This is a genomic window from Mesorhizobium sp. M7A.F.Ca.US.005.03.1.1 (genome assembly GCF_003997975.1).
Lineage (GTDB): Bacteria > Pseudomonadota > Alphaproteobacteria > Rhizobiales > Rhizobiaceae > Mesorhizobium > Mesorhizobium ciceri.
On record NZ_RZRO01000047.1, the window covers coordinates 1 to 23,876 of the forward strand.

26 protein-coding genes and 2 tRNA genes are annotated in these 23,876 nt (G+C 61.4%); 17 read left to right on the forward strand and 11 right to left on the reverse strand.

The window, feature by feature from the left end:
- On the reverse strand, positions 1-531 hold a 531-nt coding region (locus EN990_RS19565), incomplete at its 3' end, for an NAD(P)-binding protein (protein WP_164766126.1).
- A gap of 118 nt (positions 532-649) precedes the next feature.
- Here EN990_RS19565 and EN990_RS19570 point away from each other — a divergent pair.
- The 5 genes from EN990_RS19570 to EN990_RS19595 all read left to right on the forward strand — a co-directional run bounded on the left by EN990_RS19570 (position 650) and on the right by EN990_RS19595 (position 7,581).
- A complete protein-coding gene (locus tag EN990_RS19570; RefSeq protein ID WP_063169953.1) occupies positions 650-1,441 on the forward strand; it encodes a cyclase family protein in 792 nt (263 codons plus the stop codon).
- Between the two features lie 314 nt (positions 1,442-1,755).
- A complete protein-coding gene (locus tag EN990_RS19580; protein ID WP_063169954.1) occupies positions 1,756-3,327 on the forward strand; it encodes an NAD(P)/FAD-dependent oxidoreductase in 1,572 nt (523 codons plus the stop codon).
- Positions 3,327-3,809 (forward strand): MarR family transcriptional regulator, encoded by a 483-nt coding sequence (locus EN990_RS19585; RefSeq protein WP_013527967.1) that lies wholly within the window; start codon positions 3,327-3,329, stop codon positions 3,807-3,809. Before EN990_RS19580 ends, EN990_RS19585 begins: the two co-directional genes overlap by 1 nt.
- 45 nt (positions 3,810-3,854) lie before the next feature.
- Complete coding sequence (locus EN990_RS19590; RefSeq protein ID WP_127385028.1) at positions 3,855-6,008, forward strand: indolepyruvate ferredoxin oxidoreductase subunit alpha; 2,154 nt, start codon at positions 3,855-3,857, stop codon at positions 6,006-6,008.
- Positions 6,001-7,581 carry an indolepyruvate oxidoreductase subunit beta family protein gene (locus EN990_RS19595; protein WP_127369944.1) on the forward strand — a complete coding sequence of 527 codons (1,581 nt, stop codon included), beginning with the start codon at positions 6,001-6,003 and terminating at the stop codon, positions 7,579-7,581. Before EN990_RS19590 ends, EN990_RS19595 begins: the two co-directional genes overlap by 8 nt.
- A gap of 5 nt (positions 7,582-7,586) precedes the next feature.
- Here the strand turns inward: EN990_RS19595 and EN990_RS19600 are convergent, their stop codons facing one another.
- The 8 genes from EN990_RS19600 to EN990_RS35510 form a co-directional block, all read right to left on the reverse strand.
- Positions 7,587-9,323 carry a sulfatase-like hydrolase/transferase gene (locus EN990_RS19600; RefSeq protein WP_245465056.1) on the reverse strand — a complete coding sequence of 579 codons (1,737 nt, stop codon included), beginning with the start codon at positions 9,321-9,323 and terminating at the stop codon, positions 7,587-7,589.
- Between the two features lie 174 nt (positions 9,324-9,497).
- Entirely contained in the window at positions 9,498-9,785 is a 288-nt protein-coding gene (locus tag EN990_RS19605; RefSeq protein ID WP_024503409.1) for a hypothetical protein, read from the reverse strand.
- Positions 9,786-9,896: 111 nt separating this feature from the next.
- A complete protein-coding gene (locus EN990_RS19610; RefSeq protein ID WP_127368191.1) occupies positions 9,897-10,358 on the reverse strand; it encodes a periplasmic heavy metal sensor in 462 nt (153 codons plus the stop codon).
- The gene (locus tag EN990_RS19615; RefSeq protein ID WP_127368192.1) at positions 10,355-10,807 is read right to left on the reverse strand and encodes a hypothetical protein; all 453 of its coding nucleotides are present in this window, start codon (positions 10,805-10,807) and stop codon (positions 10,355-10,357) included. Before EN990_RS19615 ends, EN990_RS19610 begins: the two co-directional genes overlap by 4 nt.
- A gap of 86 nt (positions 10,808-10,893) precedes the next feature.
- On the reverse strand, positions 10,894-11,436 hold the full coding sequence (locus tag EN990_RS19620; RefSeq protein ID WP_013527960.1) for an RNA polymerase sigma factor: 543 nt from the start codon (positions 11,434-11,436) through the stop codon (positions 10,894-10,896).
- A gap of 45 nt (positions 11,437-11,481) precedes the next feature.
- Complete coding sequence (locus EN990_RS19625) at positions 11,482-11,970, reverse strand: acid-shock protein (protein WP_245460892.1); 489 nt, start codon at positions 11,968-11,970, stop codon at positions 11,482-11,484.
- A 94-nt stretch (positions 11,971-12,064) separates the two neighbouring features.
- Positions 12,065-12,253: a DUF2158 domain-containing protein gene (locus EN990_RS19630; RefSeq protein ID WP_013527958.1), complete on the reverse strand. Its 189-nt coding sequence runs from the start codon at positions 12,251-12,253 to the stop codon at positions 12,065-12,067.
- Positions 12,254-12,384: 131 nt separating this feature from the next.
- Positions 12,385-12,472: transfer RNA gene (locus EN990_RS35510), tRNA-Ser, on the reverse strand.
- Between the two features lie 144 nt (positions 12,473-12,616).
- Here EN990_RS35510 and EN990_RS19635 point away from each other — a divergent pair.
- From EN990_RS19635 to EN990_RS19685, 11 genes are all read left to right on the forward strand, one after another.
- Complete coding sequence (locus EN990_RS19635; protein WP_164766127.1) at positions 12,617-13,837, forward strand: integrase family protein; 1,221 nt, start codon at positions 12,617-12,619, stop codon at positions 13,835-13,837.
- A 217-nt stretch (positions 13,838-14,054) separates the two neighbouring features.
- Positions 14,055-14,312, forward strand: coding sequence for a helix-turn-helix domain-containing protein (locus tag EN990_RS19640; RefSeq protein ID WP_127368194.1), 258 nt, complete (start codon positions 14,055-14,057; stop codon positions 14,310-14,312).
- A 16-nt stretch (positions 14,313-14,328) separates the two neighbouring features.
- Positions 14,329-14,661, forward strand: coding sequence for a hypothetical protein (locus EN990_RS19645; protein ID WP_127368195.1), 333 nt, complete (start codon positions 14,329-14,331; stop codon positions 14,659-14,661).
- Positions 14,662-14,790: 129 nt separating this feature from the next.
- Complete coding sequence (locus tag EN990_RS19650; RefSeq protein ID WP_127368196.1) at positions 14,791-17,265, forward strand: DEAD/DEAH box helicase family protein; 2,475 nt, start codon at positions 14,791-14,793, stop codon at positions 17,263-17,265.
- A gap of 355 nt (positions 17,266-17,620) precedes the next feature.
- On the forward strand, positions 17,621-18,202 hold the full coding sequence (locus tag EN990_RS19655; RefSeq protein WP_127368197.1) for a hypothetical protein: 582 nt from the start codon (positions 17,621-17,623) through the stop codon (positions 18,200-18,202).
- Positions 18,199-18,606 (forward strand): hypothetical protein, encoded by a 408-nt coding sequence (locus tag EN990_RS19660; protein ID WP_127368198.1) that lies wholly within the window; start codon positions 18,199-18,201, stop codon positions 18,604-18,606. The genes EN990_RS19655 and EN990_RS19660 overlap by 4 nt, the downstream gene beginning before the upstream one ends.
- The gene (locus tag EN990_RS19665; protein ID WP_127368199.1) at positions 18,606-18,971 is read left to right on the forward strand and encodes a hypothetical protein; all 366 of its coding nucleotides are present in this window, start codon (positions 18,606-18,608) and stop codon (positions 18,969-18,971) included. The genes EN990_RS19660 and EN990_RS19665 overlap by 1 nt, the downstream gene beginning before the upstream one ends.
- Before the next feature lie 12 nt (positions 18,972-18,983).
- Positions 18,984-19,703, forward strand: a complete 720-nt coding sequence (locus EN990_RS19670; protein ID WP_127368200.1) for a hypothetical protein — start codon at positions 18,984-18,986, stop codon at positions 19,701-19,703.
- A gap of 2 nt (positions 19,704-19,705) precedes the next feature.
- Positions 19,706-20,272, forward strand: a complete 567-nt coding sequence (locus EN990_RS19675; RefSeq protein ID WP_127368201.1) for a hypothetical protein — start codon at positions 19,706-19,708, stop codon at positions 20,270-20,272.
- 73 nt (positions 20,273-20,345) lie between these two features.
- Positions 20,346-20,942, forward strand: coding sequence for a hypothetical protein (locus EN990_RS19680; protein ID WP_127368202.1), 597 nt, complete (start codon positions 20,346-20,348; stop codon positions 20,940-20,942).
- A complete protein-coding gene (locus tag EN990_RS19685) occupies positions 20,923-21,663 on the forward strand; it encodes a DUF4145 domain-containing protein (protein ID WP_127368203.1) in 741 nt (246 codons plus the stop codon). Before EN990_RS19680 ends, EN990_RS19685 begins: the two co-directional genes overlap by 20 nt.
- Before the next feature lie 65 nt (positions 21,664-21,728).
- Here the strand turns inward: EN990_RS19685 and EN990_RS19690 are convergent, their stop codons facing one another.
- Both EN990_RS19690 and EN990_RS19695 read right to left on the reverse strand, forming a co-directional pair.
- Positions 21,729-22,085, reverse strand: a complete 357-nt coding sequence (locus EN990_RS19690; RefSeq protein WP_127368204.1) for a hypothetical protein — start codon at positions 22,083-22,085, stop codon at positions 21,729-21,731.
- Positions 22,086-22,325: 240 nt separating this feature from the next.
- A tRNA-Thr gene (locus EN990_RS19695) sits at positions 22,326-22,401 on the reverse strand.
- Positions 22,402-22,731: 330 nt separating this feature from the next.
- On the opposite strand from EN990_RS19695, the gene EN990_RS19700 reads away from it, so the two are divergent.
- Complete coding sequence (locus tag EN990_RS19700; protein WP_164753685.1) at positions 22,732-23,871, forward strand: hypothetical protein; 1,140 nt, start codon at positions 22,732-22,734, stop codon at positions 23,869-23,871.
- Positions 23,872-23,876 lie beyond the last annotated feature (5 nt).

A 23,876-nucleotide genomic window follows, 5' to 3' on the forward strand; every position in this document is an offset into this window, starting at 1 on the left:
GGACAGCAGCAGGCGGCCCGTATCGAGCGAACCGGCGATGCCCTTCTTGCGCCACAGGTTCCACGCCGTGCCGGCAAGCGCGCGGGCACTCATCGGCGAACCCAGCAGCCGGAACAGGTGTTCGGCCTCCGCCGGGAAGGCGGCGACCAGCCTGCGCCATGTGGCGGCGTCGGCGGCGGAGAAGGCGGCGATGCGCGCGGCCGTCTTTTCCAGATCGTTGCTGACGCCGAACCAGCGCCCGTCAGGGAATGCGCTGGCGAAACAGTCGGCGACCGGGGCGAACTCCAGCCCCTGCGCTTTCAATTCATTTGCATATTTCCGGTGGAAGGCCGAGCCGGCGAAGAGGCTGAGGTTCATCGCGCCGAAATCGTGGCGGAAGCCGGGAAGGGTGAATTCGCGCGTCTGGACGGCGCCGCCGATTGTCGCGCCGCGCTCGAAAACCCCTGTTTTCCAGCCTTTGAGCGCCAAATGCGCGGCGCATGCCAGACTGTTGTGGCCCGCCCCGACAAAGATGGCGTCGAACTCGCTCACGCCCCGTCCCCATTTCCTTTATGCTTAAAGATAATTGCAGATGCATATGTTTTCGTCTAGTAGGATATTAAGGGCCGAGACGAGCCTTGATCATCACACGAAGAGGGAACTTCAAACCATGGACACGCAAAAACTCCTCGGCGAAGTCGCCGGCCAGCTTCTTTCAGGCGCCATCAAGGTGGTCGACCTGTCGGCGCCGCTCGGGCCGGACACGCCGTTGATCAAGCTGCCGCCGGAACTCGCCGTCGACACGCCGAAGGTCGAGATCCACAACATCTCCCGTTACGACAAGAACGGTCCGTGGTGGGCCTGGAACTGGCTGAAGCTCGGCGAACATTCGGGCACGCATTTCGACGCGCCGCAGCACTGGATCAGCGGCAAGGATTATCCGGACGGCGCCACCGACACCATTCCGGCGCAGAATTTCGTCGGCCCCGTCAATGTCATCGATTGTTCGAAGGAAGCCGCCGCCGACCCCGATTTCCTGCTCACCGTCGACCACATCAAGGCCTGGGAAGCCAAGCACGGCGCGATCAATGCCGGCGAATGGGTGGTGATGCGCACCGACTGGTACAAGCGCAACGGCTCGGAAGCCGAGTTCCTCAACGCCAACGAGACCGGCCCGCACACGCCCGGGCCGACGGCCGAAGCCATCCAGTTCCTGATCAGCAAGGACATCAAGGGCTGGGGCTCGGAGACGATCGGCACCGATGCCGGCAAGGCCGGTGGCATGGAGCCGCCATTCCCGGCGCACACGCTGATGCACAAGGCCAACCGCTACGGTCTCGCCAGCCTCTGCAACCTCGACCAGCTGCCGCCGAAGGGCGCCATCCTGATCGCGGCGCCGCTCAAGATCGAGCACGGCACCGGCAGCCCGATTCGCGCGCTGGCGCTGGTGTCGAAGCAATAAAGCGAGGTGGGTCTTCGGGAGAAGATCATGCGAGAAGGCGAAACCGGGTTGATGGCAGGTAGAGGGTGGCAGGCTTGTAGCGCTAGCGCCCTACGGCGCCCCCCTCTGTCCTGCCGGACATCTCCCCCTCAAGGGGGGAGATTGGCCTTCACAATGGTTTTCGCCAATCTGCGACGTTGCAGGATTGAGTGGGGCGCCGAAGCTGCCAATCTCCCCCCAAGAGGGGGAGATGGCCGGCAGGCCAGAGGGGGGCGCCGTAGAGCGCAATTCCACGCGATTGAACTCCACTGCCCGCAAGCAAAGAGCAACCGCCAATGACCGCCCCCGATCACATCATCGTCGGCAGCGGCATCAACGCGCTGGTCTGCGCGGCGATGCTCGGCGGCAAAGGGGCGCGTGTGCTCGTCCTGGAGCGCAACGACCGCATTGGCGGTTGCTTGCGCACCGAGGAGATCACCGCACCCGGCTTCATCCATGATGTGATGGCGACGACCTTCGTGCTGTTCATCACCTCGCCGGCCTTTGCGGCACTGGGCGCCGATCTCGCGCGCCACGGGCTGGAGTTCTGCCACACGGGCACGCCGACGGGCGTGCTGCGGCCGGATGGCAGCCATGCCGTGCTCAGCACCGACCGTGCCGCCAACATCGCCGCCCTCAACGCAATCGCGGCAGGCGACGGTGACCGGCACGCGGATGATGTCGGCGGCATCGAACGCAATGCCGGCCTGCTGTTCGGCTTGCTCGGCGGCAGCCTGTGGTCCTACCCGACAGCGAAGCTGCTTGCCGGTGATGGCTGGCGGCGTGGCCCGCGCGGCCTTGCCGCCTTCCTCGGCGAAGCTCTGGTGCCGGCGCGCGGCTGGCTCGAAAACACCTACCGGTCCGAAACCATCCGCGCGCTGTGGGCACCCTGGGTACTGCATGCCGGGCTTGGACCCGAGGACGCCTTCTCCGGCCAGATCGCCAAGGTGATCGCCTTCGCACTTGAGGCGGCCGGAGCACCGATCGTCAAGGGTGGGGCAAAAAACCTGCTGGCGGCCTTCGAGGCTTTGATTCGGGAACGCGGCGGCGATATCCGCACCGGCGCCGATGTCGCTTCGATCGTTCAAAACAATGGCCGGGCAACCGCCGTGCGGCTGGCCTCGGGCGAGACAATCAATGCCGACAAGAGCGTCATCTGCTCGGTTACGCCAACGCAGCTCTATGGCAGGCTGCTTGGCACGGATGCACCCAAAGCCGATGTCGAGGCGACGCAAAAGTACCGCTACGGCAAAGGCAATTTCCAGATCCACTACGCCTTGGACAAACCGCCCGCATGGCCGGGCGAAGGCTTGGATAAGGTGGCGTTGCTGCACCTCACGCCCGGCCTGGATGGCGTCTCGAAAGCTTGCAACGAGGCGGCGCGCGGCATGCTGCCGGAGGTGCCGACCATCTGCGTCGGCCAGCCGCACGCGCTCGACCCGTCGCGCTGCCCGGAGGGCAAGGCGATCCTGTGGCTGCAACTGCCAGAGGCGCCTCGCCACATCAAGGGCGACGCGGCCGGCAAGCTGCAGGCGCCGGCAGACGGGCAATGGACCGATGTGCTGCGCGAAGCCTATGCCGACCGCATTGAGGCGATCCTCGCCAGCCATATCGAAGGCTTCAAGGACAGCGTCATCGCGCGCCGCGCCTATTCGCCGGCCGATCTGGAGGCGATGAACATCAACCTGGTCGGCGGTGACCCCTATGGCGGTTCCTCGACCATCGACCAGTCTTTCCTGTGGCGGCCGTTCAAGACCAGCCGCAACCATCAGACCGGCATCAAGGGTCTCTACCATATCGGCGCCTCGACCCACCCGGGTGCGGGTCTCGGCGGCGGTTCCGGCTTTCTCCTGGCGGGGAGGCTGTGATGGAAGAGAAGGTCGCGGAAAAGCGCCAGCGCATTTCGACCCTGGGGCAGATCGGGCTGCAGCAATTCGCGCCCTATCTGATGAACCGCATCATGGGCCGCTACAACGCCACCTTGCGCGACGATTTCCGCAAGCAGGGCCTGACCATCCCGCAGGTCCGCACGCTCGCCGTGCTGTCGGTCACCGACGGTATCACCGTCAACGACCTCTCGGTCTATACGGTCATCGAGCAATCGACCTTGAGCCGGACCCTCGATACGCTGGAGGGCCAGGGTCTGGTGCGACGCGAGCAGGGTGTCACCGACAGCCGAATCCGCCATGTGTTCCTGACCGACGAGGGCCGCGCCGAGTTCACCCGCGCCTGGCCGGCCATGCACGACGCGTTCGAAGCGATGTTCGACGACATCGACGATGCCGAATATTCCGCGCTCATCGCCACGCTTTTGAAGATGCTGAAGAACATTCGCAAGCACGACATCTAGACCTACGCGCCGCCAGCGCTGGCGGTAACGGAAGGGAGAAAAAGAATGGCCGAACGGTCTTTTGCCAGGGAAGTCGAAAAACTCAGGCTCGGTGCCGGCGAGGAGTTTGCCGGCGAAGGCATTCTCGCCATCACCAAGGCGCTGCTGCAATGCGGCGTCGGCTATGTCGGCGGCTATCAGGGCGCGCCGATCAGTCACCTGATGGACGTGCTGGCCGACGCGCAGGACATTCTGGGCGAGCTCGGCGTGCATTTCGAAGCCAGCGCCTCGGAAGCCACTGCCACCGCCATGCTGGCGGCGTCAGTGCATTATCCCATTCGCGGTGCGGCGACCTTCAAGTCGACGGTCGGCACCAACGTCGCCTCCGACGCGCTGGCCAATCTCGCCTCCGGCGGCGTCACCGGCGGCGCGCTGATCATCGTCGGCGAAGACTATGGCGAGGGCTCCTCGATCATGCAGGAGCGCAGCCATGCCTTCGCCATGAAAAGCCAGGTGTGGCTGCTCGACCCGCGACCCAACCTGCCGTCGATCGTCAAGGCGGTGGAGGATGGTTTCGAGCTGTCGGAGATTTCCAACACGCCGGTCATGCTGCAGGTGCGCATCCGCTGCTGCCACGTGCATGGCCATTTCATCGCCAAGGACAACAAGCGGCCGCCGATGACGGTCGCCGATGCCCTCGACGCGCCGCGCCGCGACACCGGCCGCATCGTGCTGCCGCCCGCCTCCTTCCTGCATGAGAAGGAGAAGGTGCAGAAACGCTGGCCGGCGGCGGTCGACTTCATCGCCAAGAACAAGATCAACGAGTTCTTCGGCTCGGACCATGGCTCGGTCGGCATCGTCATGCAGGGCGGCATGTACAATTCGGTCATCCGCGCGCTGCAGCGGCTCGGCCTTGCCGACACCTATGGCGACACCGACGTGCCGCTCTATGTGCTCAATGCCGTCTATCCCTTGATCGATGACGAGTTCCTGTCGTTCTGCGAGGGCAAGCAGTCGGTGCTGGTCGTCGAGGAAGGCCAGCCCAACTACATCGAACAGGCCTTTGCTTCGATGCTGCACAAGGCCGGTCGAGGCACCAGGCTGGTTGGCAAGGAGCATCTGCCGATGGCCGGCGAATATACCGGCCAGGTCATGCTCGACGGCATCGGCGCCTTCCTGCGCGCCGAGGCGCCGCATCTGCTGCCGGGCGAGGTGCGCGCGCCCAACAAGGTCGGCGACGGCGTTGATGCAGCCGACCTCATCAATGTCGTGCCGGGCCGTCCGCCGGGCTTCTGCATCGGCTGCCCGGAACGGCCGATCTTTGCCGCGACAAAACTGGTCGAGCAGGAGCTCGGCAAGCATCACATCGCCTCCGACATCGGCTGCCATCTGTTCTCGATCATGCCGCCTTTCGAGCTCGGCGCCACCACCATGGGCTACGGGCTGGGCCCGGCCTCCGCCTCAGCCTTCAATTCGCCTGATGCCAAGCGGCGTTCCATCTCCTTCGTCGGCGACGGCGGCTTCTGGCACAACGGCCTGACCTCCTCAATTGGCAACGCGGTGTTCAACAAGAACGACGGCGTCATCGTCATCGTCGATAATTTTTACTCGGCCGCCACCGGCGGCCAGGACATCCTCTCGTCCCGCGCCGGCAACAAGACCAAGTCGACGAAGCATCCGATCACCGAGGCGGTCAAAGGCATGGGCGTCAAATGGCTGCGCCATGTCGACCGCACCTATGACGTGACCAAGATGCAGGACACGCTGCGCGAGGCGCTGACGACGGAGGAGAAGGGGCCGAAAGTCATCGTCGCCTCGTCCGAATGCATGCTCAACCGCCAGCGCCGCGAAAAGCCGCTGGTCGACAAGGCGATCAAGGGCGGGACCCGTGTCGTGAAACCGAAGTTCGGCGTGGATGAGGACATCTGTACCGGTGACCATGCCTGCATGCGGCTGTCCGGCTGCCCATCGCTGTCGGTCAAGTCGCTCGACGATCCTTTGCGCGACGATCCGGTCGCGCATATCGACCAGAGTTGCGTCGGCTGCGGCAATTGCGGCGAGGTCGCCGATGCGGCGGTGCTCTGCCCGTCCTTCTATCGCGCCGACGTCGTCCACAATCCAAGCCGCTGGGATCGCTTCCTGGAAGCCGCGCGCCGCGCCACCATCAGCCTGTTGCAGCGTCGCCGCGAAAGCCGGCGCCTGACTTTCGCCGATGCTTGACGCCGTCCCCCCACTTCGCGCCCACGCCGGCGCTCAGGATGGTGAGCGTGTCATCAAGCTCGCCGTGCTGGCGGTCGGCGGCCAGGGCGGCGGCGTGCTCGCCGACTGGATTACCGATGTCGCCGAGCGCAACGGCTATGTCGCGCAGTCGACCTCGGTCGCCGGCGTCGCCCAGCGTACCGGCGCCACCATCTATTATGTCGAGATGGCCCGCGACACCGGCCGGCTGCCGGTCTTTGCGCTGTCGCCCTCGCAGGGCGACGTCGACATCCTGATCGCCGCCGAATTGATGGAAGCCGGCCGTGCCATCATTCGCGGCTTCGTCACGCCCGAGCGCACCACGCTGATCGCCTCGTCGCACCGCATCGCCGCCGTGTCGGAAAAGATCGAACCGGGCGATGGCCGGGCCTCGTCGTCGAAGGTGCATGCAACGGCGGAAGCCGCATCGAAGCGCTTCATCGCTTTCGATATGGAGAAGATCGCCGCCGACAATGGCTCGATGATCTCGGCCAGCCTGCTTGGCGCGCTGGCGGGATCCGACGCCCTGCCGTTCACGCGCGAGAGCTACGAACAGGCGATCGGTGCCGGCGGCCGGGGCGTCAAGGCCAGCCTCGCCGCCTTCGGTGCCGCGTTTGACCGTGCGCGCGGCACGGCGGCACCGGCGCCTAGGCCGGCCGAGCCCGCGATTGTCGAATCTGCCCTGGGCGCCGGACAGGTGAGTGGCCCGCAAAACCTGCTGCAAGGCTGGCAGGCCTTGGCTGTCCGTATCGATCTGTTGCCGGTGGCCGTGCGCGACATGGCGCTTCGAGGCTTGAGAAAGGTCGTCGACTATCAGGACATCGCCTACGGGCGCGACTATCTCGACCGGTTGGACAAGGCCGTCGCGCTGGACGGGCCGATTCAGGGCTATGGCTTGTCCATCGCTGCCGCCAAGCATCTGGCCAATGCGCTGTGCTACGACGACATGATCCGCGTCGCCGATCTCAAGACACGTTCGACGCGCGACAAACGCGTGCGCCGCGAGGTCGGCGTCAAGGATGGCTCGATCCTGCAGGTGACCGAATATTTCCATCCGCGCATCGAGGAGTTCTGCGGCACGCTGCCGGCGGGTCTGGGCAGCTACATCGAGGACCGGCCGAAGCTCGCCGCCTTTCTCGACCGCCGCATCAACCATGGCCGCCGCATCCGCACCGACAGTTTTGCCGGCTTTGCAGCACTCTGGTTCATCGGCGGCCTGCGCCGCTGGCGCCGCAGCCTGCTGCGCCACAAGGTCGAGGTCGCTCATCTCGATGGCTGGTACGCGCTGGCGCTCGACCATGTGCCCCAGGATTACGCACTGGCCGTCGAGATCCTCAATTGCCGCCGGCTGATCAAGGGCTACAGCGACACCCATGCCCGGGCGCAGTCGAAATTCGACCGGGTGCTGTCCGCGCTCGACATGGTCAAGGGCCGCACCGACGCCGCCGACTGGATCCGCCGCCTGCGCGAGATGGCGCTGAAGGACGAGAAGGGCGACATGCTCGACGGTGCGCTGAAGACCGTGGCGACGCTGGGGCCAGATAAAATCGGCTGAGATAACTAGCGAGCATCTACCGATTGGAGCGGCGCCAGCCCATGCAGCGGCGCCGCTTCCGGGAACAGATGCAGCAGCCCTGAATCGACGCGCCGGCGCAGATGTGCGTCCACTTCGGCCCGATCCTGACAACCATGAAACCTGCCGCCGCAACGGTCGCGCAGGCGCACGAGGTCGGCCATGACAGGCGACATCGGCAGGCCGGCAGCGTCGAGCAGGCTCGCGCTGAGGAAGCCGACGTCGAGCGGGGCCAGGTCAGGCATCGGATGGCGCAAAGGATGGTTGAAGGTGGTGAGCGTGTAGAAAGTGCGATAGGCAAGCGAGCCAGGGGTCGCCAAGGCGTCGTCCCCGGCGATCGCGTCGACGAACGGCTTGGTCGCCGACGACTGGTGATCGCCGAATTCGAGCACCACGGCGCCGCGTTCACCGGCATCCGCTTGCCTCTTGTCGAGGAAATCCTGGAAATCGCCGCGCGCTACCGCCATCCGGCGCAGATACTCATTGGCCTGGAAATCGCCCGAGAAAGGCTCGCCCTCGACCTTCAGCCCGGGCTCCATCCGCCCCTCATAGGGTGAGTGCGGAAACATGGTCTGGATTTCGAGGAACAGCGGCCGGCCGTCTTCCCTATGGTGCCTGGCGATGAATGCCTCGGCCGCCTGGTAATAAAAGTTGTCGCGCAGGTGATAGAAGGGCGCGGCGATGTCCTTGATGTCGAGCATGGTCTCGAAACCGATCGATTTCAGGAACGGCCCTTCATTGACGAACGAAAAGTCCATCGGCGTCATCACGACAGTCCGATATCCGCAGCGCGCCAGCACCTCCGGCAAGGCTCCGGCGACCTTGTCCTGCAGGGTGATGGTCAGATAGGGGCTTCGCCAGCCGAAATCGGTGGCCGACAGGCCGGTCATCAGCGACAGATTGGTGATCCAGGTGCCGCCGCCAAACGTCTCGACCTGCATCTGGTGCGGCGTGCCGGCCCCCGGTGCGAATCTCTGCAGGAATCCCGCGCCGTTGCCGACCTGCGGAAAATAGCCGGGATCGGACTGGCTTTCGCTGAGCACGAAAAAGACGTCGGGAAGATCAGCCCGGTCGCCGCAATCGACCGTGTCGGCAAAAGGCGGCTGCGGCGCCACGGCTTGCAGCCGCTTTTCGAAGCCCGATTCTACAACGAGGTTGTGCAAATCCAGCAGCGAGACGAAGAAGGCCGACATGTGCCGGCCCTGCATGTAGTAGAAATAGCGGTCCTTCGAGGCCTCGGCCGGAAAGGTCAGCGGCACCAGAACGACGAGCGCCGCCATGACCAGGACGCGTGCCGACACCGGCCAGCCGATTTTCCGATCGATCCGGAACAGAAGCATCGCCACCCCGATGCCGAGCCCCAGGGCAATGACGACCGGCGCGATCAGATGGAGGTAGGAGCCGAGCAGGAAACGATACACTTCCGGGTCCCTCGACACGAAGACCGTGTCGTAGAAGTGCAGCGAAAATCCTTTCAGCCGGAACTTGATCGCCGAAACCACGGTGACGAAGGCAATGCCCATCCAGGCGAGGTAGCCGGAAAAGGCAAGGCGCCCCGAAGCCAGGAACAGAAGTCCGGCAAGGGCAGCCACCAGCGCCAGCGAGAACGGCACCGACAGCCATTCGTGCTCGGCCCGTCCGGCGGCGAAGACGCCTGCAAGGCTGACCACGGCCAGCGTCAGCGGATGGCAGAGCACCCGTCCAAGACCTTGAAGCTGAACCACAGATTTTCCCACGAAGATGCCTGAGCATAGTTTCGGGAAATTCTTCGATTATTTGCGGGCTAAGAACAAATGTATAGTGGATTTAACCTTAACTCGGCTGGTCGGGATTGTCCGGTGCGCGCCAGCGCTCGCGCGGGGCCGCCCCGAAAGGTGCCTGGCCCCGCGGTGCTTCGATCAGTAATGGTGCCAGTGGCGCCAGTGATGATGCGGATGCCAGACGTAGGCCGGACCGTGCCAGTAGTGGTAGCGCGGGCGCACGACGACGACGCCGTTCGGCACGCAGCGGCCCCATCTGTTAGGGTGCCAGCCGATGCCGCAGCCCCAGCGGACATGCTCGACCAGTGCCGGGGTGGCTGGCTTGGCAACGGACACGATGGGCATTGCGCTGGACGCGGAGGCTGTCACGACAGTTCCACCGATGGCCAGGATAGCGGTTGCTGCATAGTTTTTCAGGCGACTCATAATTGGACTCCGAGTGCTTTCGACGATGAAGATGGCCGTCCTGTATGGTGCACAGGGCAGGCTTGTCCCTTCGCATCGTTAAACGGCGTCTCCGGCCTTTTCCGTCGGTCGTCATGGCGATTTTTTTGGCGTAACGGTGGCGCGGCGTTCCATATGGCGCAGCAACGCCTGTGCCAGCACGCTCCGGTTTTCAGGCGATGTGCTCGCCGCGAAGTCGACAATGGCCTGTTCAAGCCGGCTGCGCACCGTCACATCGGCATTGCGTGCCCGTTCCAGGGCGGCGGACAAGGCGGCCTTGTCCATGACAGGCTGCTGCAACAGGTCCGCTGCCTCCTGCCTCGCCTGCTGGCCATCGAGAATGATCTGACTGGACTGCACGCGAGCCTGGCGCAGCGCCTCGCGGAACGCCTTGCGGTCCTGGTTGGCAAGCTGTCGGCCAGCCGATTCCAGCGAGACAGCCGCGCCCGCTTTGGCATTTCTCAGCCAGACCGCGCCGCCGACGAATGCGCCCGCAAGAAAGACGTTCAGCACCACGGAAGTAATGACCAGACCACGGATCCAGCGCGGGCTCATAGGTTTTCCTCACCGTTCTCGGCATCCGGGCCGGCATCGCCAAACGCCGTTACATCGGTATCCAGCACATAGTGGTCCGGCTGGACCTCCGGCGTGACGATGGTCACCAGGGCCAGTCCTGCCACGGCACCGGCCAGACCAATGCCGGCAAGTCCAAGTCCCAGCCACCAGAACCACTGACGCCGGCGCTGGACGAGGTGCCGGCCGGCAGCCTGCAGAATGCTGCTGTGCAGTGCCTTGTCCGGGGCGTCGACGCGGTAGCTGTCGAGCAGCGCGTCAAGTGTCCCGGCCTGCCTCAAGATGGCCTCGCCCGCGTCGCTTGCGGCAAAGACCGTGCCGGCCATTCGCTCGGCCTCGGGCCATCGCCGCAAGTCGCCGCCATAGGCCTGCGCCAAGGCGGCAAAGCGCCTGGCATCCATTGCGGGTTCGTTCCTGGACCCTTCAGCCATGTGTCTCCCCCTTGCCCGTCGGCGCCGAGCGCCAGGCGGCACCAGCAAGGCGCAATGGCCGTGCTGCGTTGCTGCTTGCCCGGCGTTTACTCATCGGCGCCATCCTCCGCCAGGATCGCTTGCAGCGACCGCCGGCCGCGCGCGAGCAGGCTTTCCAGGGCATCGACGCTGATCTGCAGTGTCGCTGCCGCCTCGATATTGGACATCTCCTGATAGTAGACCAGAACGATCGCTTCGCGCTGGCGCGGCGCTATGGCTTGCAGCGCCCGTTCGACCCGATGGGCTTCTTCCTCGGAATGAGCATCGGGAAGCGGCGCAGGATCGGCGACGTCCGGCAGGTCGCCGGTCACCCACTCGCGCCTGCGACGCAGCCGGTCGTAGCAAAGGTTGAGCGTCACCCGGTGGATCCAGCTGTCGAAGCGCGCATTGCCGCGCCGCCAGCTCGCGGCATGGCGCCAGATCCGCACGAAGGTTTCCTGCGCGACATCCTCGGCCTCCGCCGCATCGCCGAGCATGCGCACGGCAAGCGCCAGGATACGCGGCAGCTTGCGCGCGACGAGCGTTTGCACGGCTGCCGGCTCGCCGGCGCCGACACGGCGAACCAGCTCCTCGTCCGGATCCGCAGCCATCAGTCGGCGCACTCCCGATGTTCATCGCGCGTCATTGCCTCTTGGTCATTGCTCTTGCTTGGGAGCGGTTTTGTGGCCCGGCAGTTCGTCGGCTGTCAGAATGCCATCGGCATTCTTGTCCAGCCGGGCGAAGCGCTTGGCGAAGAAGGCATCGAGTTCGGCGCGATCGATGAAGCCGTCATGGTTGGAATCGATCCGAGCGAAGGATCTGGCGGCGTCGCCCTTGACGTTGCGCTTCGCCTGAAAGGCCTCCCATTCCAGCAGGCTGATCTTGCCGTCGCCATCCGTGTCGGCCGCCATGATCGCCTTTTCGCGCCGCTTCTGGAATTTGGCCAGCGTGATGTCGGACCTGGTCCCCGACGCGCCTGGCGCGGCAAGTGGCGCGCCGGTCTGCGGTGCAGGCGGGGTCGTTGCCTGGGCAAGAGCCGCAACCGTCTGCAAACTCAAGGCAACGACTAATATCGAACGGCTGATCATGTTGTGCGTCTCCAGCTTGGCGCGATGCAGACGGCTTGTGCCGTCATCGCGCTTCAACCGTTAAACGCCGCGACCCGGAAAATCCGTCGGTCGCGCGTGCTGATCCGTTCGTGCTCGGGTGCGCATCCCGTCGATCGGGATGGAAGGAGCTCTAGTCCGACTGGTCGGCCGCAATCAGTTGTTCGGGCTTGAACCCGGCATGCTGCGGGGTCCACACCTCGCCCTCGCGATTGAACCAGTGGCACAGATACATGCCCGAGGCTGCGCCATCGCTGACCGTCATTCTGGGGCCTCCGGATTTCAGCTTGACCACGTCTCCGGTCTTGAAATTGTTGGGCATTTTTTGACCTCCCATGCTGAGGCCATGAGTTTCACACCAAACCGGGGTCACGACAATGGCAGATCTGCCAGGCCGGCGCCGCAATCCTTTGCGCCAGATGCGAAGGGGTAGACGACAAAAAGGAGGAGAAATGGTGCCGCTTGCGTGACTCGAACACGCGACCCCCGCATTACGAATGCTGTCCATACACGAATAGCGTGCTTTAAAAATAAGGCGCGCAACGGATCAATCCATTGATTTCGCTATGTTTTATGGCGAAAGCGTTATAACGTCCCCTGATTGTAAAACAACCTAGGGTGGTGCAACTAAGGTAGTTTTCCTTATTTGCTTCCAGCTCAAGGCCCAACCTGTCAGGAGAGTATCTTGCCGCGTATCAAGCTCACGGAACGTACCATCGAAAAGCTACTTGCTCCCGATCCATCGGGGAAGCAGGTGCTTCACTGGGATGCAGATCTGAAAGGTTTTGGCGTCCTCTGCTCGGGTGTGACGAGCACCAAAACGTTTATCGCGCAGCGCACACTTCCCGACGGAAAGACACGTCGCGTTACGGTGGCAGCCGTCAACGAAATGGCGCTGTCGAAGGCACGCGAGGAAGCTGCCGACATGCTAGTTGACCTTCGCAAGGGAAAGGACCCCAAGGCGCGGTCAATGACGCTGCAAGGGGCGCTGGATGCGTACTTGAAAAAGTATGACGCGAAACTAAGCGCCAACACTGTCTCGAACTACAAGGACAAGGTGGAGAACCATCTGACGTCCTGGCTGGACAAGCCACTCAACTTCATCACTCGTGATGCCGTGGAGAAGCGCCACGGCGAGATTGCCCAGAAGATCGCGCTATCAAATCGCTGGAAGGGCGAGGTGACTGCTAACACGACGATGGCCATCCTTCGTCTTCTCTGGAATTTCGCAGCGGACCAAGACCCGACGCTTCCGCAAAATCCTGTCCGCTTACGGAAGCAGTGGTTTGCTGAAGCGCGGCGCGAACGAATGGTTGAGGCCGACGACATGCCCGCCTTTTACAAGGCTGTCTGCGCTTTGCCCAACCCGGTTGCAGCCGACTACCTACGCTTCATTCTCTTCACAGGGTTGCGCCGACGCGAGGCCGCACTGTTGAAATGGGCGTATGTCGATTTCGACAAAAAGCTGCTTCACATCCCAGCCATCAACACCAAGGCAAAGCGCAAGCTTGACTTACCGATGTCCGACTTCGTTCGGGATTTGCTAGTGGCGCGGCGCGCGGTTGGAAAAGACCCCAACGACTACGTGTTTCCCTCGCACGGCAAGAAGACAGGCTATATCGCGGAGCCGAAATTTCCTCTCGATGCCGTTGCCAAAGCCTGCGGCGTCCAGGTGTCGGTGCACGACTTGCGGCGCACCTTCATCACTGTAGCTGAGGAAACAGAAATCAGCCCCATGGCGCTCAAGGCTCTGGTCAACCACTCGCTGGGAAATGACGTCACGGAGGGGTATGTGCAGATGAGGGTAGAGCGCCTTCGGAGCCCGGCGCAGAAGGTTGCCGACCGGCTCAAAACGCTATGCGGAATTGTTCCCATCGAGGGCGCGAACGTCGTCGCGATAGGCTGAAGCAAAAACGTTCCGCTTGTGGGTTTTGTTTTCCGCCCTTACTGTAACGCTGTAGTCCGTAGGCTGCCTGCTGAGGTGGCATAGGGCCTTTCGGGATCGTGCCCGTATATACGATCCATCCAAACGACAGGCTCTCGTGTGCAAAAAAAATGCGCGCGAGGGCTTTTTGTTGTTCGGCTCCCGCGCGTCCTTGACCAAAGCAAAAAGGATGAGCGCTATGGAATTGAATCTGCATCTCGACAAACGAGCCGACAACCTTGTCGCTGCCGTCGCCGGTGACGATGAGGACCTACTGAATACGGCTCAGACCGCAAAGCTTCTGGGCGTCAGTGTCCAGTGGATTGAGACGGGACGGTCGAAAGGCTACGGCCCGCCCTTCATCCGCATCGGGGCGCGTAACATCCGTTATCGGCGCGACTCCCTGCGCGAATGGTTGAAAGGTCGGGCAGAGTACCGCTCGACGCGCGAATACTAACCCCGGCGCCCAAAACGTGACCAGCCTGCGCAGCTACTTCCTTTTCCTCACCAAACGCCGTGAGCGCATACGTCAGGGCTTGCGGAGCGGCACCGTCTCGCTGCCAAACGAGAACGATTTCTATATCGCCCAATTGTATCGCCACAAGAACGGCAAGCGCTGGTCATTCAAGGTTGGTGACAAGATGATGTCGCTGACGACATCCGAACTCAAGAGCCAAGGGACGTTTCGCTATGCCGTGGCGGACGCGATCGGCGTGCTGCCCCCAATGCGCGCTCCAATCAACCATGAGTTCTGGGTGCGAAACCTAATGGAAAACGCTGTTGAAAAAGAAAACGCCGATCCCTGAAGAGGGACCGGCGCTCAAGAAGGACGTGTGGAACAGAAGGAGCCGGGGTGTCGTGCGGACCGACCCAGGACCAACTCCCAACAACATAGCCGCTCAATTCTAACCAGTAAATAGAATAGAAGCCGGCTAATGAATTTTCCAAAACTTCGCTCGGCCCTCAGCTTCAACTATGACTCTGATGGAATGGTGCGCGATAACCGCGACAACTTCATCACGGCTGTTGTGGCTGCGGCGATTACGGAGCACCCAGAAGGGGCGGACCCTGCGACGCTGCTTGCCTACGCGACCGCGTGGGTTCAAGCCCAGGCGGACCTTACGCGGCCGCACAAGGGCAGATGGCAGTGGAGCGACGATGTCCAACTTGAAAGGTTTCTGACCAAGCAGATTGCCCGTGCCCAGAAGCACGAAGCAAAAATCCGAGCAGGCAGGCAGAAGCGCGGCCTCGTTCCAGGAGTAGCACCAGCTCGCCGCTCCAATCCGATGACGCCGCACGCCGCGACCGAAACGTTGCGACGCGAGTTGATGAAATTCGCGACAGCTCTGCCCTTCTGGAATCCGGTCGAGCAGATGGATGCCTATATCGTGGAAGGTCCCTCACCGGACTCGACTGTTCCCCGGCTGCTCGTAGCGGGCGCTGCTGGGTTGGGGAAGAGCACGATGCTGCTGGAACTGCTCGCCGACCTGTTCAAGTCCAGTGCGGCCCGAGGGGACATGAAGCGCCGCGTCTTCTACCTCTGTCCGACCATAGAGCTGTGCGAGGAGTTGGCCCTTAAGTACAAGGCAATGGGTGGGCGGGGCATTGTGATCCGGGGTCGCACGCATGGGCTGGCCAAAGACCCAGAGAACACGCCCTGCCTCAAGCCACGTGACGTTGAGATTGCGGCCAGTGCCGGGTTGTATATCCAGAGCTCGCTTTGCAAGCGATACGATGAGGAAACGAAGACGCTGCACCTATGCGAGCACTACGAAAACGGGTGCCGGTACTACGCGCAGGCTGATGAACGCGCCGACATCGTTTTCATGACGCACGACATGGCCATGCTGACGCTGGATCAGGAACTATTCGGCAAGGCCGATCTGCTGGTGATCGATGAATCCATGCTCAGCAAATTGACCAGCACGGGCGGTGGCATTGCATTCGACGACATGTTGCACAGCGAGCATCTGACGCGGCTCCATGCGGCGCTATCCGAAGACCCGAAGGCCGACCCGATCCAGACGCTCATATGTATGGGCATCACATGGCAACAGCTTCGTGATGAACAGGTTGCCATGGAGGAAGCTGACAAGGGTGCGCGGAGCAACGTCGCTTATCCGGGCATCGACAGCACCCGATTAGCCAAAAACGCTGCAGCCTTCAAAAAGGAGCGCAGCAAATCGACTACCATCCGCATGCTGCGAAACCTCAAGAACGAGATGAAGGCCGGCCGGACCCGTGGCACGCGGTCCTTCACATTTGCGCCCGAAGTGGCGGTCGCGGCGACTGACAAGGTTCCCGCACACACGACGAAACTGGTATTCCTCCAGCACCGGCCAAAAGTGAAATTGCTTCGGCAAGATTTGCCCGTCCTGATGCTCGACGCGACGGGCGATGCGCGTCTGATGGCGCACAGTTTCCCCGGCATAACCGGCGTGACGATTGAAGCTGAGCGCAATGCCTATGTCGTCCAGACGACCGGCAACAGCGGTGCGATGGGCAAGATCGGAAACATCTCCACCGACAAATACCGCGAGGAAGTAGCCAGCGTGGCCCGCGACATGGCGAAGCGCCATGGAAATCGCGGCCTGGTCGTCGCGACCAAAGAATCGCTGGAGCTTGGCTTGCAGCGAATGCTTCCCGAGGGGGTTGATGTCATCTACTTCGGCAATCTGCGGGGCATCGACAAATACAAGGACCGTGACTGGATTCTGATAGCCGCGCGCATGCAGGTGAGGGCGCTAGAGGCCGAGCGCTACGCCAAGGCACTTGCCTATGACAGTTTGGAACCTCTGTCGTGTCCGGGCAGCTACACCGAAGCGCTCGTCGGCTACGATCTGTCGAGCTATGAGGACAGGCAGGGCATCCATGCCGTCCGGCACATCGATCCATTGGTGGAGGCAATACGGCGGCAGTTCACCGAGGCAGAAAGTGTCCAGGCGATAGATAGGCTGCGCTTGGTGTTTCGGGGATATGATGACGACTTGATCAATCAGTCAGCGCAGTGGCTCAGGCCGGCGAAATGCGCGTTCGTCTGTATCCTGTCTGAAGTCCCGCTGCCGGGCATCATCGTTGATGAGTTGGCGCCATACAAGAATGTCGTCGGACGGACCGGTGAAAGGGGCGGTGGTGGCGGTCCCGGCAGCCGTTTGAAGAAATGGTACGACGAGCTTGGCGGTGTGCTTCCGATCCAGAAGCGGAAGTGGCTGGCGCAGCGTTTTGGAGTGACGGTTCGAGCGGTGGACAACACAATCGATGACTTCAAGACGCGCGGCGACGGGAACTATAGGAAGCTACTGGGAGCCGTGCCGGTCTTCATACATGGCGTGACGCCCGGTACCGTGTACGCATCCAATCGACAAAGGGCGCTTGAGTTTAGCCGGGATTGGCAGGAGGCAGGGCAATAGTCCCTCCGGCCGTAAAACACTGCAAACCCTATATATACACATATAGCTTTTGCAGTGTTTTTGCACTGGAGGGACTATTGCCCCGCGTTTTCCCGGAAATATCGGGAGATCACGAATTCCGAGCGAGGGCCGTATTTATTTGCGCCCCAGCTTCGCACCGCATGCGTAGCGCCAGCGTCCTCCGACGCCAGTCTCTAAAGGCCGCTCTTCTAGTCGATTTTCCTTATTGCTAAAACAAAAGCCATCATAACGCGCTGTAAAGGTTCAGCTTTACGCATCACAGCAGCTAATATACTGTTAGCTTTACCGCTTGACTTGAAGAAAAAGCACATAGCAGACACATAACGGGTACACTGTGGACGCCTCCTATCCAGTTCGGCGCAAGATCAAGGGCAGAAGCGGGGTCACCAACGGCAAAGAACTGCTGCCGGGGATCGATGGCCGTTCCAAATGGGCGCGGCGGCTGCATGATCTAATTGCTAATCACGTCTCTGACCTAGGCGGGCCAAGCAACGTCACACAGTCGCAGTATATTTTGGTCAAGAGCGCCGCAAACGCGACAATCGTTCTTGAACAATGGGAAGTACAGTTCGCTGGTGATGGCACTGTTAGCCTTCCTGCTCTCTTGGCCTACCAGTCCGTTGCGAACAGCTTGCGGCGCATCTTCGAGACGCTAGGCCTTAGCCGCGTTGATCCCCCTCGCGACGGCATGCAGACGTACGACACCAGCAAGCTTACCCCAGACGAGCAGCAACGCCTCAAGCTTCTGAATCACAAGGTGGGCGAGGTTGGAGTGGGGGGCCTGTCGGAGAACGATGCGAGTGAGATGAAGATGCTCATGGAGAAGTGCCTGGGCAGGGGTTACGGGCCATCGGTTACAGATCCCAATCCTCGTGATCGACCGTTCCACGAGATCGACTATTCGAGGCGAATATGAGCCCGGAAGTCTACACCGGCGATTTCTTCCACAGCCCGAGCGGCACCCAATGGGTGATCATTTTCGTGTTCGAAACTGAGGATATCGCCGGGCTGAAGGACGGAACATACGTCTTCGCCGTTCGGTCCATCGAGACAAAATACGGCGACGACATCATCTACGACCTGTTCCCCGTGGACAAGCTTGGCTGGACGACGACCCCCGTCTTTGACGAAGGCGATGTCTATCAACTCGCCTATGAGGATTTCGCGATCCAGGGCGAACGCGGCCCCCTTGTCCAATTGCGGCGCGAAGACGGATCGACCGAGTTCGCGTGCCGATGGCGCGTCGCCTTCAACATGATGCGCGGTGTCGACGTCTCCCCGGAAGCCGAGTGGCGGCAAGCCACGGCAGGACAAGTTTGATGGCTCAGCTTGGCGATATCGTTACCGTTGAAAGCGGCCTCAAATGGGTGGTGTTGGAGCTAATCGGCAATGCCGGCGGCACGCAAGATGCCCGCCTTATCCGACCATCTGGTGATGGTCGCAATACTGGGCTCCTCAAGGGTGCTAGCGGGTTGACCGTTACCGCAAGTCCGTCGTTCCAGCCAGGTGATCCTGTGACCGTTAACGGACTGAAGGGCAGCTATCTGGGAACTGAAGACGGCGTGGCCCACGTGCTCTTGGCACCGCGTCAGATGCAGACAAAATCCGGTGCCTTCATCGGCCTCGACGCATCCGTTGCGAGGATGAACATCGCCCTGCTCGTCATTGAAAATCGAAAACTTTGAAGGAGAAGAACCATGGCACTGCATGTTCCCATTGACCTTGATGAACGTATCATTGATCGGATTGCCGAGACGGACAGGCTGACAGGTGCGCCTATCGCGGACCCTGTAATTTCCGGGTTGTCGAACGCTGTGAAGCTGGCGAGAGAGCAAGCGCATAGTCTCGCCGCCTATGAAGCGGCAGCGCATGCTGACAAGACGATGACATTCGAAGCCAACCTTCTGCGCGTGGCGGGTGCCGCTGAGAAGTCGGGCTCACGTGTCGCAACGCTGCTGGACGCCGCGCGGACGAGGGCCATCACGGAAATCGCCAACATTGAGAAGCGCACCGGCACTCCACCGCCGCCAAAGGACAGTATCGCGCTGTCCATGGAGGCTGAAATCAGGGCACGCCTCGGCAACATGCCGCCCAAGCACAGGACCGCAGCTATCGCGAAGGCAAAGGCAGAGAACAACGAAGCAATCATCGGTGCGGTGTTGCGGGGCCAGCCGCTGCTTACCGGCCTGACCGAGACGCAGCAGGATGCGATGCGCCATCACTACCGCGAGCGTTTCCACTCGGCCGACTATGCTCGTCTTAGCCGTTTGAAAAGGGCTCTTGAAGCCGTGGACAAGTCGGGGCGGCTGTTCGTCAAGATAGTTCGAGACGCTGTCAACACACCCGCTGCAATGCAGGCGGCCAGCAACAAGGCGGTGCTTGAGGAATCAGCCGCTGCACACGCAAGGGAGGCATGACCATGGACAAGAACGCACTGTTTCTTGAGGACGGCAGTTTCGCCGCCCCTCTATTTGTGAAGGACATCGCGGAGGTGCCGGAAAGCCATCGCGATTGGTACAATCCCATGCCCAAGGGCAACACCAGGGGCAACTACAGGCTTGACGATTTCTACTGGATGGAAGTGCGCCTGCCTTTCGAACAAGAAGTGCTGCGGCTCGAGCAACAACAAGCAGCGCTGACCGCCAAATACGAGGCGGACATTGGGCGCGAGAAGCAGGGGCGAAAGGAGGATAAGATCAACGCCACACTGCTGAGCACCTGCGAGGCGGCAGGCATCCCCGAAGGGCTGATCGAGGGCGCGATCGCTGTGCTGTCGAAGCAGACAACGTTCGACGTTGACGATTCATATGAGTTTGGCGGCGGCGTGGTCATCGCCAACAGCGGCGGCCATCTGAATACGGTAGAGACGCTGGTCGAGAACTTCCTCGACAGCGACGAGGGCAAGGCATTCCGCGGGAAACGCCGAGCCGCTCCGTCGGATGACTACTTCAGCAATATGATCACGGGCATGAAAGAGCGGCGGTAAAGCGACTCGTCAACTTGCATAAATCTTCGACTCGGCTGACAGTTCGCCCTTCCAACAATATTGGGAGGGGAAAATGGCTGAAACAGAGCTCGACTCGCTACTCGAACGGATGCCGGAAATCGCCAAGGCGGTAAACTCTTTTACCTCTGAAGTTGTGCAGCAGACCGCATTTGAGGCGTTAATCGCCGCCTTCACAGGCAATGATCCAAAACCGAGGAATGAGTCCCAAGGTGCTCCCGAAGCTGCGACGTCCAATGCGGGAGGGGAAAAGACCAAGAAGTCAAATCGCAGTCCTCGCAAGTCGCGATCAAATGATAAGTCGAAAAATGAAAATGCGTTCGATGAGTTGGCGCTGGTCAACGCCATACGCGAGGACGCTCGTTTCGAGCAATTCAGGTCCAAAGTTATATTGGGATCGGCTTCTAAGACACAACAAGTAAAGTTTATTTCTTGGTACGCTGGAGAAACGCCGCTCACTTCAGGGAATATGCTCCGAGCACTTGATATTTTGGGCGTGAAGATAGATGCGCCTGCTGCCTCCAGGGCCGTGACAGCCGCGAAGAACGACTACATAGCGACGCCAAACACCAAGCCGGTGACATTCCGCCTTACCACGCGCGCGCACATCGATTACGAAAAGTGGCTGTTGAATGACACAGCAGCTAGCTGATTTCGCGGCGTATCTGTCCGAACAGAAACTAACGGAACTTGATGAAGCCATCGCGGTCGTGTGGTTCCTGACACGCGATCCTGAACACGAAAAGGGTGTCACCGTTACTCAAATTGCAAAGGTACTCACCGACAATCGACTGAGGCCAAGCATCAACGCATCTCGGCTTGGCGCGAAGCTGCGAAGCAATTCAAATGTGGTTGCGGGGGCGAAGCTTGGCGCTGGTACCCATCGCATCAAAGCGTCAAGTGACCGCACATTTGCTGAAAAATACGCAGACTTCCTTGACCCCCGAACTGCCAAAGTTGGCGACAGTATCATCTCCAACGAGATCCCCCTGGGGGGCCGTCGCCACTTGGAACAAATAAGACGCGAAGCGAACGGTTGCTATGATCGAGGGTTTTACAACGGCTCAGCGGTGATGTGTCGGCGCATGGTTGAGTTGCTTCTCGTGGAGGCCTTCGTCAAAGCGGGCCACCTCGCTCAGATCCTTGATGCGAAAGACGACATAAAGGGCTTCGGTGAGATCATCGGAATCGCAAAATCCAACCAGTACATTCGTCTGTCCCGGACAACGCCGGGGACCATCGAAAAGGTGAAGACCATCGGGGACGCTGCTGCCCATCATAGGTTCTACAACACAACGAAGAAGGACCTTGATGAATTGAATCCCGGTCTACGGCACGTGATAACGGAATTAGCGGCCCTTGCAGGCTTTTAGCGCGCCGCCCAGACACTTGGGGCGGCGCGCATGCTTGTCGCGCTACAGGCGGCGGCTTTGGCCGCCTAGGCCGGTGTAAGGAAGGTATAATCGCACTGCTTGAGACGCCGCTCAGCCTCAAGCAGCAGCTCCGACGCAAACAACGGCCTGTGAGGCGACTGGACGGCCAACGCTTCGACCGACAGATCAACCCGCCCGAGTGTCCAGAGATCGACTAGTCCGGCATGGATACGGAATTGAGATGAAGGTTGCAGCAAACGCTTTGCAGCTTCCAACCCTCCGTAGCGTAGGATCATCTGCGTCAGGGAATTGCCCTTAAGGCCAGCCTCGTATCTAGCCCTTCGATCAATGGCCAGTATGGCTTGATGAAAAGCCATCCCGAGAACCATGTCGCGGCATTCTTCGTTGGTTATAGATTTCATTGTCTCGTCTCCTAGTAAATGTCCACGGGACAACCCCGCACGAACACGTCAACCGGGTCGGTCGGCGCGTTGTCAGCGGGTTTCACAGGACTTGCCTGCGGGAGAGAGCTGGAACCGCGCTATGTGAACAGATATAGGCCTAGTGTCAATAACTCGGCGACTTTCCTTATTTGGGACAAAACCCAAATAAGTTTCGACGAGGCTGAACCAGCGCAAGCTATTCTGTTTGTTGGAGATTTTTGGTGCCGCTTGCGTGACTCGAACACGCGACCCCCGCATTACGAATGCGGTGCTCTACCAACTGAGCTAAAGCGGCCCGGGAAGCCAACGCCTCCAAGATGCGGCGGTGATAGACGCAACCGGGCGCGAATTCAAGATGCGACTTGGCAATTCCTGCGGCGGCGTCATGGCACCCTCGAAAGCCGGCCGCCGCCTTGTCCGCCAATCAATCGCCAAGGGATGCGGCGCACGGTACGTGCGCTCTCCGCGCGTGAAAATCGGTGAAACATGCTGATTTTGTTGCCGGAACAGCGCCGGAATGGACTTTGCATACCTCTGCGAGGCAGAATGCGCCGCTCGCCCGTTGATTGATTGGTCGCCTGCGGCTAACGATCACGGCAAGGTAGGCAAAGACAGAGGGACCCGCTTGGACGCGATCGAAAAAGCGATCCGGAACGCCTTGGAGAAAGGCAATGCCGAGGACCGCGCGTTCCGCGAGAGGGTCTATCGCTCGGCTTTTGCCGCGCTTGATCGCGCGCTCCAGGCCAATCCCGGTGTGACCGTTGAGGTCGCCATCAAGCGCCGCAAGGCAATCCAGGCGAAAATCACCGAAATCGAATCCGAGTTCCTGCCGGCGGTGCCGGATGTCGGCCCGCAGGGCGATGCACCGGCGGTCGAACTCGGAGCGGACTCGGCGCCCGCGGTCGAAACCGGCCGACAGGCATCGTCCCCCGATGTCGTCGTCGACGGCCCCGTGCAATCCGCTGCCGATGCGCCGCGCTCGCGCGTCCTGCCCGTCGTTCCCGACATCATGCCGGACGCCTCGCTTCCCGATGCACCGGCCATCGACATGTCGGTTCCGGCCGCGGCCGGCGCGACCACGGAAGTGGCGCCCGACCGCGATGAAAGACGCATAAGAGGGCGTCGCCTGCCGCTGACCGCCATCTTCCTGACCGTGACACTGCTGGCAGCGGTTGGCATCGGCCTGTTCTTCGCCGTGCAGACCGGCGTGTTCAAGACGTCGGCCCAACTCGACACCGCACCACCTGAAGCGCCGCCGACCGTCGAGGACGACGATTTCACACCGGCCGACGGCGGTCCGGCAAAACCCGGCGCCGCCGACCAGTCGCGCGACTGGATCAATGTGTTTTCGCCGGCCGATGCATCGCATGTCAGTGCGCCATCGGACGCCAGGGCCGAGGTGATGAAGGACGATACCGGTTCGTTCCTGCGCATCCGTTCCGGCGCGTCCGGTTCGGCGATCAGCTTCGACGTCGGACAAGGCGTGCTGGAGAAACTGGCCGGCAAACATGCCGTGTTCGACATCATTGCCCGCTCCGAAGAAGGCAAGGAGACGCAGATTTCGGTCGACTGCAATTTCGGCGAACTCGGCGACTGCGGCCGCAAGCGCTATGCGGTCGGCCAGCAGCAGAACGAATATCTGTTCGACGTGCAGTTTCCCGACAAGCATCCGGGCTCGGCCGGCACCATTGCCATCAATTCCGACTTCGACAAGCAGGGCAAGGCCGCCGACATCTACGAAATCCGCGTTTCGATCGAGCCATAGCGAAC